Origin of the sequence: uncultured Pseudosulfitobacter sp. (genome assembly GCF_963976325.1) — a bacterium.
In the GTDB taxonomy this organism is placed as follows: Bacteria; Pseudomonadota; Alphaproteobacteria; order Rhodobacterales; family Rhodobacteraceae; genus Pseudosulfitobacter.
This window is the reverse complement of sequence record NZ_CAXBJW010000001.1, coordinates 245,035-258,310: the sequence shown is the minus strand read 5'-3', so window position 1 is coordinate 258,310 and position 13,276 is coordinate 245,035. Positions and strand designations below refer to the sequence as shown.

Here is a 13,276-nt window from a genome sequence, read left to right as displayed (position 1 = left end):
ACATGCTTGGACTGACCAAAAAAGACTTTACCCTGTTCATGGTGGTTCTGGCGATGGTGGCCCTGGCCCCCTTCATCCTGAACCCCTTCCCCCAAGGGTCCAGCCTCGCGCAGATGTTCAACGCAGGCTACCCCGACCTGATGCAACGCTTTGTTATCTTTGGCATTCTGGTCATCGGGTTCAACATCCTGTTCGGCCTGACCGGATACCTCAGCTTTGGCCACGCGGCCTTCTTGGGTGTCGGGTCCTATTCGGCGGTCTGGATGTTCAAACTGCTGGGCATGAACGTGATCCCCGGCATCCTGCTGTCGATGGTTGTGGCGGGCATCTTTGCGCTGGCCATCGGATACGTCAGCCTGCGCCGCTCGGGCATCTATTTCTCGATCCTGACACTGGCCTTTGCGCAGATGTCGTACAATCTGGCCTATTCGGTGCTGGGCAATCCGTCGTCGAACTTTAACCTGACCAACGGCGAAACCGGCCTGCAACTGCTGCTGACCGATCCGCGGGTGCTGGGCCAATCGACCACGCCGGACGGGTCGCTGCCGGTGACCAACTTCTTTGGCGTGGCCATGCGCGACAGTTACGAGCTGCGCTTGGGCGACTGGCTGTTCACCTTTAACGCAGGCTACTACCTGTGCGGCATCATCATGCTGATTTCGTTTTATATCTCGATCCGCATCTTCCGCTCGCCTTTTGGGATGATGCTGCGGGCCGTCAAATCGAACCAGCAGCGGATGAATTACACTGGGCTGAACACCAAACCCTACACGCTTGCGGCCTTTGTCATCTCGGGCATCTATGCCGGCCTGGCGGGTGGATTGCTGTCGTCGATGGACCCACTGGCGGGGGCAGAACGGATGCACTGGACCGCCTCGGGCGAGATCGTGATCATGGCGATCCTGGGTGGTGTCGGCACGCTGATCGGTCCCATTCTGGGGGCTGGGTTCAACGAGTATTTCAAGAACATCCTCAGCAAGATCAACGATGGCGTGCTGCATCAATGGCTGGGCTTCCTGCCGGATGGCGTCGAGGATTTCCTGGTGACCATCATCCACCCCTTTGTTGGCAAGGGCTGGCATCTGACGCTGGGACTTTTGTTCATGGTCGTGATCATCTTCCTGCCCGGCGGGCTGGTCGAGGGCGGCAAACGTCTGGGGGGCCTGTTCTTTGGCCGGTCCAAACGCGCAACCGCACAGGCCGAGGCGGATGCCGCCAAACGCCGCAACACAGCAGCCGAATAAGGGAGAGAGACAAATGGGTATTCTCGAAGTCAAAAATGTCGGCAAACGCTTTGGCGGGTTGCAGGCGCTGGGGGATGTCAACCTGAGCATCGCGGAGAACAGCGTTCATGCGATCATCGGACCCAACGGCGCGGGCAAATCCACGTTACTGAACTGTCTGGTGGGCAAACTGATCCCCGACACCGGGTCCGTGTTGTTTGACGGCCAATCCGTGCTGGGGCGCAAGCCCTATGAAATCAACCAGATGGGCATCAGCCGCGTTTTCCAGACGCCGGAAATCTTTGGCGATCTGACGGTGATGGAAAACATGATGATCCCCTGCTTTGCCAAGCGGGACGGGTCGTTTGGGCTGAACGCGATGACCAACATGCTGGACGACCGTGACATCGTGGAACGGGCCGAACACATGCTGGAAGAAATGAACATGGCCGACAAACGCCACATGCACGCGGCATCGTTGTCGCGCGGTGACAAGCGGCGGCTGGAGATCGGCATGTGCCTGTCCCAGGAACCCCGCCTGTTGCTGCTGGACGAACCCACCGCCGGCATGGCGCGGGCCGACACCAACAACACCATCGACCTGCTGAAACAGATCAAGGCCGAGCGCGACATTACCATCGCCATCATCGAACACGATATGCATGTTGTGTTCTCTCTGGCCGAGCGGATCACCGTTCTGGCACAGGGCACCCCGCTGGTCGAAGACACCCCCGACAACATCAAGGGCCATCCCAAGGTGCGCGAAGCCTACCTTGGCGAAACCCAGGCAGCATAAGGACGGGCCGGATGAACACTCAACCCGACTTCTCGAAGAACGCAAACCACGCGGCCACGGCCCCGGCCTTTCTATCGGTCTGGGATGTGCACGCCTATTACGGCGAAAGCTATATCGTCCAAGGTGTCAGCTTTAATGTCCACGAGGGCGAGATCCTGGCGCTGCTGGGCCGGAACGGCGCGGGCAAAACGTCAACCTTGCGGTCCATCGCGCGCATCGGTGACCCCGAAGTGCGCAAGGGCGAGATCTGGCTGGATCACAAACCGCTGCACAACATGTCCAGCTTCGAGGCCGCGCAGGCCGGTCTGGGTCTGGTCCCGGAGGACCGGCGGATTATTCAGGGTCTGACCGTCGAGGAGAACCTGAAACTGGCCCAGATCGCCCCCCCTATCGGCTGGTCAATCGAGCGCTTGTATGACCTGTTCCCGCGTTTGGGCGAACGGCGACTGCAAGAGGGCGTGACCCTGTCGGGCGGCGAACAGCAAATGCTGGCGATCGCCCGCGCGCTGGCCCGGGACATCAAGGTGCTGTTGCTGGACGAACCCTACGAAGGGTTGGCGCCCGTGATCGTCGACGAAATCGAAAAAACACTGCGGATTATCAAGGAACAGGGCATCACAACCGTGATCGTCGAGCAGAACGCGGTGCGGGCGCTGAAACTGGCCGACCGCGCGGTGATTCTGGACACGGGGGGAATCGTTTTTGACGGCACCGCCGCCGAAGTGCTTGAGAACAAAGAGCTGCGCGAAGAATACTTGGCGATCTGAATTGCACAAATTCCACCTATGATTGAAACCGGCCCCTGCGGCCGGTTTTTTCATGCCGATCCGCGAACGATACTTGGGGTTTGTTCCTCTTTTGGAAACGTTCGTCGTTTTCCCTAGGCAGCCCCCGCCAATTAAGGCAAAATCATGGCATTGACCTGGGGGTTGATTAAGATGCCATTTTCTTTAGCAAATTCTGCCATTCGGCAGGATGATTACATCATTCTTGTGCCATTTCTTGTGACAGGCTTGCAGCCTCAGAACCTTGATCTGGCGCGCTGTCTCCCCCTTTTCCGTTCACATTCGCAAAAGGGATAGCCCACAGATGGCACATCTTTCGTACGTTACCTTCACTCCCGGCAACAACTTGACGGACGCGACCACCGTTGCACTGGGCGCATTTCCGTACACTTTCACTTACACCGGCGATTTCGCCACAGAGAGAACGGTCAACCAGTCGGCTTACAAAGCAACCCTTACCAGCGGGTCTTCGATCACCGGCGGCTTCTTTGGCCAAGGTGACGGCGACGCCGCCCTTTTCATGGAAACAGGCACTGCCATCTACGGTGACCTCGATTTGATCGGCCAGGGCGAGCATTATCTGAACAACCTTGGGCTGGTCAGCGGCGATGTCACATTGGGCAACAGCAGTGATCTGATCGACAACTACGGCAGCATCGGCGGCGACGTGCGCATGGGCGGCGGCGACGATTATTTCCAGAACTTCGCAACCGATACAATGCGCGGTGACGTGGCTGGCACCCTGCGCATGGGCAGCGGCGACGACCGCGTGCTGAACGCAGGCACGCTGGACCGGGTGTTCCTGGGCGACGGCAATGATTTTTACAGCGCCGTGCAGGATGATCTGAACTACGACAACTACGACAACCCCGCTGTCTTTGCGTCCGAAGTGCGCGGCGGCAACGGCAATGACGTGATGTACGGCGGCGCGAACGACGACGTGTTCATGGGCGGCCAGGGCCGCGATGTTCTGAACGGTCACGGTGGCAACGATACGCTGATGGGCGGCAACAACAAGGACGTGTTGCGCGGCGGCGAAGGAAACGACGTGCTGTACGGCGACGGTGGCAAGGACCGTCTGTACGGGGGCAACGGCGACGACCAACTGTTTGGCGGCACTGGCGAAGATCTGATCGACGGCGGGCGCGGCAATGACATGCTCAGCGGCGGTTCGGGCAGCGATGTGTTTGTCTTCGCGGGCAACAGCGGGGCCGACATCATCACCGATTTCGACGCGACCCGCGATATGGTCAGCCTGCCCGACGCGCTGGTTGGCGGCCTGCCCGCGTTCAGCGATGCCGACGTTCTGGCGCATCTGACCTATGCCGGTGGCAATGCGGTGCTGGACCTGTCGGGTCTCTATCAGGATCTGGGGCTGGGCGGCATGAGCGGCTTTAGCAACGCTGACGATATCACCGTGACCTTCCTGGATGTGAAACCGGGTGAGTTGACGGGTGACAACTTCATGACACCGGGCGACGCATTCCTCGTCGCCTAAGTCACACAGTTTGAACCACCGCAATTGCGGGCGTTGTGTTGCAACAGCGCCCGCAAATCTGTTTTCAGCACTTGGCCATCGTGGTTCCTGCCGATACCCCGACACCGCGTAGGAAAATGCCGCTAAGACCCCAAAGGATCGCCCCCCTTGGGACCGATCTTATGACTGCGCGCAGCCAGGGGGCAGCACAGTTTGCCGGTGGCGCCGGTCATCTGCCCGCTGTCACGCAAGCAATCCGTGACGGTACGCGCAGGCACCAGCATCAATCTGCCAAAGCCATGCTTTCCAATGCGGCATATCTGGCCTATAACCCGACCCCAGAACAGGGGGCGTTCAACGCCCCTGGCAAGAGGTCGAGGACGACAATGACAAAGAACAAACACGACGACGACGTGGCCTTTATCAAGGCGCTGGCCGAACTGCTGCGCGAAAACGATCTGACAGAGCTTCAGGTCAAACGCGACTATGCGGAAGACGACAGCCTGAACGTGCGCGTCACACGCGAACACCCGCCCGTCGCAGGCTATGCGCCCGCACCGGCCCAGATTTCCGCGGCCCCGGCTGCTGCCGCACCTGCCGCTGCCGCAGCGTCGGCTCCTGCCGCCAACGAAGATCCCGCAGACCATCCCGGTGCGGTGACCTCGCCCATGGTCGGCACCGTCTATATGCAAGCCGAACCCGGCGCGCCCGCGTTCATCTCGGTCGGCACCACGGTGGCCGAAGGCGACACGCTGCTGATCGTCGAAGCGATGAAAACCATGAACCACATTCCGGCCCCCCGCGCCGGCACCGTCAAGCGTATCCTTGTGGATGATGGCGCCGCGGTCGAATTTGGCGCACCGCTTGTGATCCTGGAATAAGGGTCTGACAATGTTTAACAAAATTCTGATCGCCAACCGCGGAGAGATCGCCCTGCGCGTCATCCGTGCGTGCCGCGAAATGGGCATCGGCAGCGTCGCGGTCCATTCGACCGCCGACAGCGACGCGATGCATGTGCGCATGGCCGACGAAAGCGTCTGCATCGGCCCGCCTTCGTCCGCACAGTCGTATCTGTCGGTCCCGTCGATCATCGCCGCCTGCGAAATCACCGGAGCCGAGGCGATTCACCCCGGCTATGGCTTCCTGTCCGAGAATGCTGCGTTCGTGCAGATCATTCAGGACCACGACCTGACCTTTATCGGCCCGACAGCCGATCACATCCGTGTCATGGGTGACAAGATCACCGCCAAGGACACGATGAAAAAACTGGGCGTGCCTTGTGTTCCCGGCTCGGACGGCGGCGTTGATACGCTGGACGACGCCAAGCGCATCGGCGCCGAGATGGGCTATCCCGTCATCATCAAGGCGACCGCCGGTGGCGGCGGCAAGGGCATGAAAGTGGCCCAGACTGCTGCGGACATGGAAAAGGCGTTCATGACCGCCCGCGCCGAGGGCAAATCAAACTTTGGCAACGACGAAGTCTATATCGAGAAATATCTGACCACGCCCCGCCACATCGAAATCCAGGTGTTCGGCGATGGCAAGGGCAACGCGGTGCATTTGGGCGAACGCGACTGTTCGCTGCAACGGCGCCACCAGAAAGTGTTCGAAGAGGCCCCCGGCCCCACCATCACCCAGGAAGAACGCGACCGCATCGGCAAAATCTGTGCCGACGCTTGCGCCAACATCAACTATATCGGTGCGGGCACGATCGAGTTTCTGTACGAAAACGGCGAATTCTATTTCATCGAGATGAACACCCGCTTGCAGGTGGAACACCCTGTGACCGAAGGCATTTTTGGCGTCGATCTGGTGCGCGAACAAATCCGCGTGGCCGCAGGCCTGCCGATGTCGTTCACCCAAGACGACCTGAAGATCAACGGTCACGCCATCGAGGTGCGCATCAACGCCGAACGCCTGCCCAATTTTGCCCCCTGTCCCGGTCGCATTACGCAATACCACGCGCCCGGCGGTCTGGGGGTTCGGATGGATTCGGCGCTGTATGACGGCTATTCGATCCCGCCCTATTACGACAGCCTGATCGGCAAGCTGATCGTGCACGGTCGTGACCGCCCCGAAGCACTGGCGCGTCTGCACCGTGCCTTGGGCGAGCTGATCGTGGACGGGGTGGACACCACCATCCCGCTGTTCGATGCGCTGCTGCAAGAGCCTGACATCCATTCGGGCAACTACAACATTCACTGGCTGGAACACTGGCTGGAGACGCATCTACAGCCTGCATAATGGATCTCACACCCGAGATTTTGCTGCATGGCTACAGCATCGGGATTTTCCCGATGGCCGAACACCGCGACGACCCGGAGATTTTCTGGGTCGATCCGCGCAAGCGCGGGGTGATGCCGCTGGACGGATTTCATATGTCCCGCAGCCTGGCCCGCGCCATGCGCCGCAGCGATTGGCGGGTGGCAATCAACACCGACTTTCTGGGCACTGTCGATGCCTGTGCCGACCGCGCCGAGACCTGGATCAACGCCGAAATTCGAAGCCTTTACAATGCATTGCACCAGATGGGCCACGCCCATTCCTTTGAGCTTTACGAAGGGGATGAACTGGTGGGCGGCGTTTATGGTGTCACGCTGGGCACGGCATTCTTTGGCGAAAGCATGTTTTCACGGCGCACCAACGCGTCAAAGATGGCGTTGGGGGCCTGCGTTGACCATTTGAAGCGCAGCGGTTTCACCCTGTTCGACACGCAGTTTCTGACCGATCACTTGGCGTCACTGGGCGGGATCGAAGTGTCGCGCGCCGCCTATCACAAGATGCTGGAGCGCGCGCTAGAGGGACAGGCCAGCTTTACACTGCTGCCCCCTGCCCCGCTTCATTCCGTGGTGCAGCGCAGCACCCAGACGTCGTAGCGCGGGTGCTCCATCGCGCTGAGCGCGGGCGCCGAGGCGATCATCCAGCCCGAGAAAATCACGCCCTCGCGGCCCTGCTGGCTGATTTCAAGCGACGCATAAGCATCGCCCGCCGGGTTGCCCGCAGGATAGCGGCATTCGCGCAGAACGATGTTCAGACGCCCGAACTGAACGCTTTGACCGGCTGCGACGTTCATGTCGGTGACGTGGCCGTTGAACGTGTCCAGCCCGCGCAGCACAGCGCCGCTGGCATTGGCCGTTTCCGGTTGCTGTGCCGCCACAGGCAACGCCAGCGCCAGCATCGACAGGGCTGCCAACAGATGTTTCACTCGGTCGCCGCCCCGTCGCTGCCGCCGCCCACGAATTTCAACAGCAGGGAAATCAGGGAAACAGCGCCTTGGGTGTCGGTGATCTGGTCGCCCGGTTCAAAGTAAAACGGCGACCCGCCGGGCACGATTTCAACGAAATTCCCACCCAGCAACCCTTCGGAACTGATCACGATGGCGCTGTCGTCGGGGATCTCGATGGCTTTGGCCACATCCACGGTGGTGTCGGCGCGAAATGTTTCAGGGTTCAGCGCCACGCCCGACACGGTGCCGACCTTGACGCCAGCAAGACGCACATCGGTGCCGACACTCACGCCTTCAAGGCTGCGAAAGCTGGCGTGCAACGGATAGCTGTCACCGCCCGAGCTGAGACCGGCCGCTTGCGCGGCATAGATGCCAAAGGCAACGGCGGCAGCCAGAACCACGCCGCCCACCAGAACTTCTGTTGTGTTTTCGGCCATTTATTCGGGGCTCCACGCCTCGTAATCGCTGCGGTCCGCGGGTTGCACGCGCCGGATCGACCCCGCAGGCGCATAGGCCATCGCGGTGCCCGTCAGGTTTTCCTGGTGCGGCTTTTCCCAAACCTTGTGCACCAGCGGCTTGTCCGTCGGCGGCTCGTCCCAGGTGCGGTGCAGCCAGCCGTGCCAGTTGGGGTCAATACGCGACGCTTCCGCCTCGCCGTTGAAAATCACCCAGCGTTTGCTGTCGTCCGCGTTGCGGTAGAAAATATTGCCCTCGGCATCTTCGCCGACCTTGGTGCCCTTGCGCCACGTGAACAACTGCGTGTTCAGGGTTTGCCCGTTCCACCACGTCACCGCGCGCAACATTGATTTGAGAATACCCATTTTGGCCTCCGAAAGCTTTGCATCGTCTATGCCGCATCGCGCGCACAAGGTCCAGTGGACAGGTACGCGCAGCGGTCTTTTCGGGCGGTTACGTGCCCGCGAATGCCGTGACTTCGATCTCGATCAGGAACTTGGGATCAATCAGCCCGCATTCGATCATGGTCGCCGCGGGCGGGTTGTCGCCAAATGTCTCTCGCAGCAGCGGCCAGCAGGCCTCGAAATCGGCGGCGTTGGGCAGCATGTAGGTCACGCGCACGGCCTTGTCGAAGCCACTGCCCGCCTCGCTCAACGCCTTGCCGATGATTTCGAGCGCGGAGGCGCATTGCGCCTCGACCGTGTCGCCCTGCCCGACGGTGCCCGCCACATGGACAAAGCCGCCTGCGACCACGGCGCGGCAATAGCCGATCTTTGTCTCGAATGGCTTGCCTGAGTGTATCCGTTTAAGTGTCATGTCACATTTCCACTGTTGCCACAAAAAAGGCGGCGCTTGCGCACCGCCTTTGATACTTGCCTCAACACATCCGCCTTAACCTGCGGTTGCAGGAGCTTTTTCTGCATCCGCATGGATCATCAGCGGTGCGGCGTCTGAATTCACCGCCTCTTCGTTGACGACCACTTCGGTGACGCTGTCCAGACCGGGCAGTTCGAACATGGTGTCCAGCAGGATGTCCTCAAGAATCGACCGCAGACCGCGTGCGCCGGTTTTGCGCTGGATCGCACGTTTTGCAATCGCACTCAGCGCATCATCGGTAAAGGTCAGCACCGTGTCCTCGATCTCGAACAGACGTTGGTACTGTTTGACCAACGCGTTCTTGGGCTGCGTCAGGATCGTGACCAGCGCGTCCTCGTCCAGGTCTTCCAGCGTCGCCAGAACCGGCAGACGGCCGACGAATTCCGGGATCAGGCCGAATTTCAGCAGATCTTCGGGTTCGAGGTCGGTGAAAATTTCACCCACGCCACGTTCGTCATTGTCGCGCACATCGGCGCCAAAGCCCATGGCCGACCCTTTGCCGCGTGCGGCAATGATCCGGTCCAGACCGGCAAAGGCCCCGCCACAGATGAACAGGATGTTGGTGGTGTCCACTTGCAGGAACTCCTGCTGCGGATGCTTGCGCCCGCCCTGCGGCGGCACCGAGGCAACAGTGCCTTCCATCAGCTTCAGCAACGCCTGCTGCACGCCCTCGCCCGACACGTCGCGGGTGATCGACGGGTTTTCCGACTTGCGCGTGATCTTGTCGACCTCGTCGATATAGACGATGCCGCGCTGCGCGCGTTCGACGTTGTATTCGCTGGATTGCAGCAGCTTGAGGATGATGTTTTCCACATCCTCGCCCACGTAACCGGCTTCGGTCAGTGTGGTCGCATCTGCCATCGTGAACGGCACATCCAGAATCCGCGCCAGCGTTTGCGCCAGCAGGGTCTTGCCGCAGCCGGTGGGGCCGATCAGCAGGATGTTCGATTTCGACAGCTCGATGTCACCGCCCTTTTGTGCGTGGTTCAAGCGTTTGTAGTGGTTGTGCACAGCCACCGACAACACACGCTTGGCCATCGCCTGACCGATCACATAATCGTCAAGCACGCCGCAAATGTCGCGTGGCGTGGGCACACCGTCGGTCGACTTCAGCCCGCTTGCCTTGGTTTCTTCGCGGATAATGTCCATGCACAGCTCGACGCATTCATCACAGATGAACACCGTGGGCCCTGCAATAAGCTTGCGGACCTCGTGCTGGCTTTTGCCACAGAAACTGCAATAAAGCGTGTTTTTGCTGTCGCCGCCTGAATTGTTCGCCATGTCCACCCTTTCAGGTTTTGCCGTTTTATCACCGCTGCGCCCGATGGTGCAGCAGCCTGTTTCGCGGATGTTCGGGACAGTTTAAGGCAGCCCCAGACGCTCCACAATGTCAAAATGCCCGATTGCCTAACGCCGACAACCGGGCACCCCGTGCCGCTTACTTCGCGTCGTCTTTGGCCTCTTCAGCCTTCTCGCGGTTTTCGACGATCTCGTCGATCAGGCCCCAGTCCTTGGCCTCGTCGGGCGACATGAAGTTGTCACGCTCCAGCGCGGCCTCGACTTTTTCCAACGTCTGACCAGTGTGGCGCACGTAAATCTCGTTCAGGCGCGTTTTCAGCTTTTGTGTTTCCTGCGCGTGAATCATGATGTCGGTCGCCTGACCCTGATAGCCACCGGACGGCTGGTGGACCATCACGCGGCTGTTGGGCAACGAGAACCGCATGCCCGCAGCACCGGCCGTCAGCAGCAACGACCCCATCGACGCCGCCTGCCCGATGACCAGCGTGCTGACCTTGGGTTTGATGTACTGCATGGTGTCGTAGATCGACAGGCCCGAGGTCACAACGCCGCCGGGGCTGTTGATATACATGCTGATTTCCTTGCTGGGGTTCTCCGCCTCAAGGTGCAGCAACTGGGCGACGATCAGCGATGACATGCCATCATGCACCGGACCGGACAGGAAGATAATCCGTTCCTTCAACAGGCGCGAGAAAATGTCATAGGCGCGTTCGCCGCGGCTTGTCTGTTCCACCACCATGGGGACCAGCGTGTTCATATATGTGTCGATTGGATCGTGCATGTGTTCCTGCCTCGTCAGCCTTTGCGGGACCATACCTGCAAAGGTGTTACCTGAGTCTTAGTATCGCCATTTCCGACCTGCAACCCCGCGACCTGTCAAAAGCTGCTGCAATGGTGCCTCGCACACGGTTGCGTGCCTACATCTTGCCCGGAAACACGCAGGTGTATCAGCGGCCCAAATGATTAATACCGACCGCCCCGCTGTCACACCCCCGTTACACTTTTGCGGCATCCGGTGCACAAATCATCAGCCCCATGTGAGGACAGACCCAAATGAATCGCCGCAGCATCATCAACGCCCCCGACATCGGCAACAAGGCCGAGGCATACGAAGCCTTCGACGACATCCCGACCAACCCAAACCTCGGCCGCACCATCGGTGACGTGATCGCCGCACGCTATTCGCGCCGCGACATCCTGCGTGGCACGTTGGGTGTGACCGCCACGACCGCCCTGTTCGGCAGTGCCGCGATGATGGCCCCCACCCCGGCTGATGCCGCCGCCGGGTCACGTTACGTGTTCGACGAACTGTCCTGGGGCAACGATGCCACCCACCACATCGCCGAAGGTTACGACGCCGACGTGCTGCTGCGCTGGGGCGATCCGATCACCGCAGATGCACCCGAATTCGACGTGATGAACCAGACCGCCGCCGCCCAGTTGCAGCAGTTCGGCTATAACAACGACTACGTGGGCTTTACTCCGCTGGACGGCAACCCCGACCGCGGCCTGCTGTGCGTCAACCACGAATACACCAACGAAGAGGTCATGTTCCCCGGCCTTGGCCGTCAGGACAACGTCGATTTCGCAGGCATGACGCCCGAGCTGATCGACATCGAAATGGCCGCGCACGGTGGCACTGTCGTCGAGATTGCCCGCAACGATGCCGGCAAATGGGAATTGGTGCGCGACAGCAAATACAACCGCCGCATCACACCGCTTAACACCAAGATGACCCTCGACGGCCCCGCCGCAGGTCATGCGCGTATGCAGACCAATGCCGACCCAGAAGGCATGACCGTGATGGGCACCGTCAACAACTGTGCAGGCGGCATGACACCCTGGGGCACCTACCTGATGGCCGAGGAAAACTTCCACGGCTACTTCTGGACCGACAAGCTGGACGCCGAGGGCAACCCAGACATCTCGGAACACCCCGAGGCCGCGAAACTGAAGCGCTACGGCGTGCCGGGGCGTTGGTACGCCTGGGGCAAGTTCCACGACCACTGGAACATCGACCTTGAGCCGCAAGAGCCGAACCGCTGGGGCTGGATCGTCGAGGTTGACCCGCGCAACCCCGACGCCATGCCGATCAAACACACCGCTTTGGGTCGTTTCCGCCATGAAGGCGCCGAAACCTGCGTTTCTGAAGACGGCAAGCTGGTGGTCTACTGCGGCGACGACAACCGCTTTGACTATCAGTACAAATATGTCTCGAACGGCAGCGTGACCGGCGACGAGACATTCGGATCGTCGCTGATGTCCGACGGCACGCTTTACGTCGCCCGCTTTGACGAAGACGGCACCGTCACTTGGCTGCCGCTGGTGCATGGCACCGGTCCGCTGACCGCCGAAAACGGCTTTGACAGCCAGGCCGACGTGATGATCGACACCCGTCTGGCCGCTGATGCCTTGGGCGCCACGCCGATGGACCGCCCCGAAGACGCGCAACCGCGCGGCGACGGCACCGCCTACATCATGCTGACCAACAACACCAAGCGCAAACCCGATCAGGTCGACGCCGCCAACCCGCGCGCCGACAGCAGCTTTGGCCACATCATCGAGATCAAGGAAGACGGCGGCCTGCATTCGGCCACCACCGGCACCTGGTCGATCCTGGTGAAATGCGGTGATCCTGCGGTGACCGAAGTGGGCGCACAGTGGAACCCGGACACTTCGGAAAACGGCTGGTTCGGCTCGCCCGACAACGCCGCCATCGACGCCGATGGCCGTCTTTGGATTTCGACCGACCAGGGGTCCGGCTGGGGCAAGACCGGCAAATCCGACGGGCTCTATGCGCTGGAAACCGAAGGCGCCGCGCGCGGCACGTCGAAATTGTTTTTCCGCTGCCCCGTCGGCGGCGAGCTGTGCGGGCCATATTTCACCGAACCGATGGACACGCTTTTCCTAGCTGTCCAGCACCCCGGCACCGACGGCACCAAGGACCTTGTAGGCTTCGAGCGCAACTCGACCTTTGAAGATCCCGCCACCCGCTGGCCCGACTTCGACCCGGCTATGCCGCCGCGCCCTTCGGTGCTGGTGGTCACGAAAAAAGGCGGCGGTAAAATCGCCACCTGACCTTATTCCAATCAATCTCTTTTCAGCACGGCTCGGACCTCGCCCCTGACAGGGCGGGGT

At 60.6% G+C, this 13,276-nt stretch carries 14 protein-coding genes; 8 read left to right on the top strand and 6 right to left on the bottom strand.

Features of this window, described 5'->3' with window-relative positions; all coding sequences use genetic code 11:
- Positions 1 to 2: 2 nt before the first annotated feature.
- The 7 genes from AAC077_RS01285 to aat all read left to right on the top strand — a co-directional run bounded on the left by AAC077_RS01285 (position 3) and on the right by aat (position 7,157).
- The gene (locus AAC077_RS01285; RefSeq protein WP_339766133.1) at positions 3 to 1,244 is read left to right on the top strand and encodes a branched-chain amino acid ABC transporter permease; all 1,242 of its coding nucleotides are present in this window, start codon (positions 3 to 5) and stop codon (positions 1,242 to 1,244) included.
- A 13-nt stretch (positions 1,245 to 1,257) separates the two neighbouring features.
- Positions 1,258 to 2,019, top strand: coding sequence for an ABC transporter ATP-binding protein (locus tag AAC077_RS01280; RefSeq protein WP_339766131.1), 762 nt, complete (start codon positions 1,258 to 1,260; stop codon positions 2,017 to 2,019).
- Positions 2,020 to 2,030: 11 nt separating this feature from the next.
- Positions 2,031 to 2,786, top strand: coding sequence for an ABC transporter ATP-binding protein (locus AAC077_RS01275; RefSeq protein ID WP_339766129.1), 756 nt, complete (start codon positions 2,031 to 2,033; stop codon positions 2,784 to 2,786).
- 322 nt (positions 2,787 to 3,108) lie between these two features.
- Complete coding sequence (locus AAC077_RS01270) at positions 3,109 to 4,302, top strand: calcium-binding protein (protein ID WP_339766127.1); 1,194 nt, start codon at positions 3,109 to 3,111, stop codon at positions 4,300 to 4,302.
- Between the two features lie 365 nt (positions 4,303 to 4,667).
- On the top strand, positions 4,668 to 5,162 hold the full coding sequence (gene accB / locus AAC077_RS01265) for an acetyl-CoA carboxylase biotin carboxyl carrier protein (RefSeq protein ID WP_339766125.1): 495 nt from the start codon (positions 4,668 to 4,670) through the stop codon (positions 5,160 to 5,162).
- A gap of 10 nt (positions 5,163 to 5,172) precedes the next feature.
- On the top strand, positions 5,173 to 6,525 hold the full coding sequence (gene accC, locus AAC077_RS01260; protein WP_339766123.1) for an acetyl-CoA carboxylase biotin carboxylase subunit: 1,353 nt from the start codon (positions 5,173 to 5,175) through the stop codon (positions 6,523 to 6,525).
- Positions 6,525 to 7,157 (top strand): leucyl/phenylalanyl-tRNA--protein transferase, encoded by a 633-nt coding sequence (gene aat / locus AAC077_RS01255; protein WP_339766121.1) that lies wholly within the window; start codon positions 6,525 to 6,527, stop codon positions 7,155 to 7,157. The genes accC and aat overlap by 1 nt, the downstream gene beginning before the upstream one ends.
- Here the strand turns inward: aat and AAC077_RS01250 are convergent.
- From AAC077_RS01250 to AAC077_RS01225, 6 genes are all read right to left on the bottom strand, one after another.
- A complete protein-coding gene (locus AAC077_RS01250; protein WP_339766119.1) occupies positions 7,121 to 7,486 on the bottom strand; it encodes a DUF2155 domain-containing protein in 366 nt (121 codons plus the stop codon). The genes aat and AAC077_RS01250 overlap by 37 nt on opposite strands.
- Complete coding sequence (mlaD, locus tag AAC077_RS01245) at positions 7,483 to 7,944, bottom strand: outer membrane lipid asymmetry maintenance protein MlaD (RefSeq protein ID WP_339766117.1); 462 nt, start codon at positions 7,942 to 7,944, stop codon at positions 7,483 to 7,485. The genes AAC077_RS01250 and mlaD overlap by 4 nt, the downstream gene beginning before the upstream one ends.
- Positions 7,945 to 8,328, bottom strand: coding sequence for an NADH:ubiquinone oxidoreductase subunit NDUFA12 (locus AAC077_RS01240; RefSeq protein WP_339766115.1), 384 nt, complete (start codon positions 8,326 to 8,328; stop codon positions 7,945 to 7,947).
- Between the two features lie 88 nt (positions 8,329 to 8,416).
- Positions 8,417 to 8,779, bottom strand: coding sequence for a RidA family protein (locus tag AAC077_RS01235; protein ID WP_339766113.1), 363 nt, complete (start codon positions 8,777 to 8,779; stop codon positions 8,417 to 8,419).
- A 75-nt stretch (positions 8,780 to 8,854) separates the two neighbouring features.
- Entirely contained in the window at positions 8,855 to 10,120 is a 1,266-nt protein-coding gene (gene clpX, locus AAC077_RS01230; RefSeq protein WP_028958094.1) for an ATP-dependent Clp protease ATP-binding subunit ClpX, read from the bottom strand.
- Positions 10,121 to 10,277: 157 nt separating this feature from the next.
- A complete protein-coding gene (locus AAC077_RS01225; protein ID WP_028958095.1) occupies positions 10,278 to 10,919 on the bottom strand; it encodes an ATP-dependent Clp protease proteolytic subunit in 642 nt (213 codons plus the stop codon).
- A gap of 272 nt (positions 10,920 to 11,191) precedes the next feature.
- Between AAC077_RS01225 and AAC077_RS01220 the strand changes: the two genes are divergently transcribed.
- Entirely contained in the window at positions 11,192 to 13,216 is a 2,025-nt protein-coding gene (locus tag AAC077_RS01220; RefSeq protein ID WP_339766100.1) for a PhoX family phosphatase, read from the top strand.
- The last annotated feature ends 60 nt before the right edge of the window (positions 13,217 to 13,276 follow it).

Bases quoted from the DNA above. Each gene is read 5' to 3' on its own strand.
- aat (WP_339766121.1), top strand. From the start codon at position 6,525: ATGGATCTCACACCCGAGATTTTGCTGCATGGCTACAGCATCGGGATT.
- mlaD (WP_339766117.1), bottom strand. From the start codon at position 7,944: ATGGCCGAAAACACAACAGAAGTTCTGGTGGGCGGCGTGGTTCTGGCT.
- AAC077_RS01275 (WP_339766129.1), top strand. From the start codon at position 2,031: ATGAACACTCAACCCGACTTCTCGAAGAACGCAAACCACGCGGCCACG.
- accB (WP_339766125.1), top strand. From the start codon at position 4,668: ATGACAAAGAACAAACACGACGACGACGTGGCCTTTATCAAGGCGCTG.
- AAC077_RS01220 (WP_339766100.1), top strand. From the start codon at position 11,192: ATGAATCGCCGCAGCATCATCAACGCCCCCGACATCGGCAACAAGGCC.
- AAC077_RS01285 (WP_339766133.1), top strand. From the start codon at position 3: ATGCTTGGACTGACCAAAAAAGACTTTACCCTGTTCATGGTGGTTCTG.
- AAC077_RS01270 (WP_339766127.1), top strand. From the start codon at position 3,109: ATGGCACATCTTTCGTACGTTACCTTCACTCCCGGCAACAACTTGACG.
- AAC077_RS01235 (WP_339766113.1), bottom strand. From the start codon at position 8,779: ATGACACTTAAACGGATACACTCAGGCAAGCCATTCGAGACAAAGATC.
- AAC077_RS01280 (WP_339766131.1), top strand. From the start codon at position 1,258: ATGGGTATTCTCGAAGTCAAAAATGTCGGCAAACGCTTTGGCGGGTTG.
- AAC077_RS01225 (WP_028958095.1), bottom strand. From the start codon at position 10,919: ATGCACGATCCAATCGACACATATATGAACACGCTGGTCCCCATGGTG.
- accC (WP_339766123.1), top strand. From the start codon at position 5,173: ATGTTTAACAAAATTCTGATCGCCAACCGCGGAGAGATCGCCCTGCGC.
- clpX (WP_028958094.1), bottom strand. From the start codon at position 10,120: ATGGCGAACAATTCAGGCGGCGACAGCAAAAACACGCTTTATTGCAGT.
- AAC077_RS01240 (WP_339766115.1), bottom strand. From the start codon at position 8,328: ATGGGTATTCTCAAATCAATGTTGCGCGCGGTGACGTGGTGGAACGGG.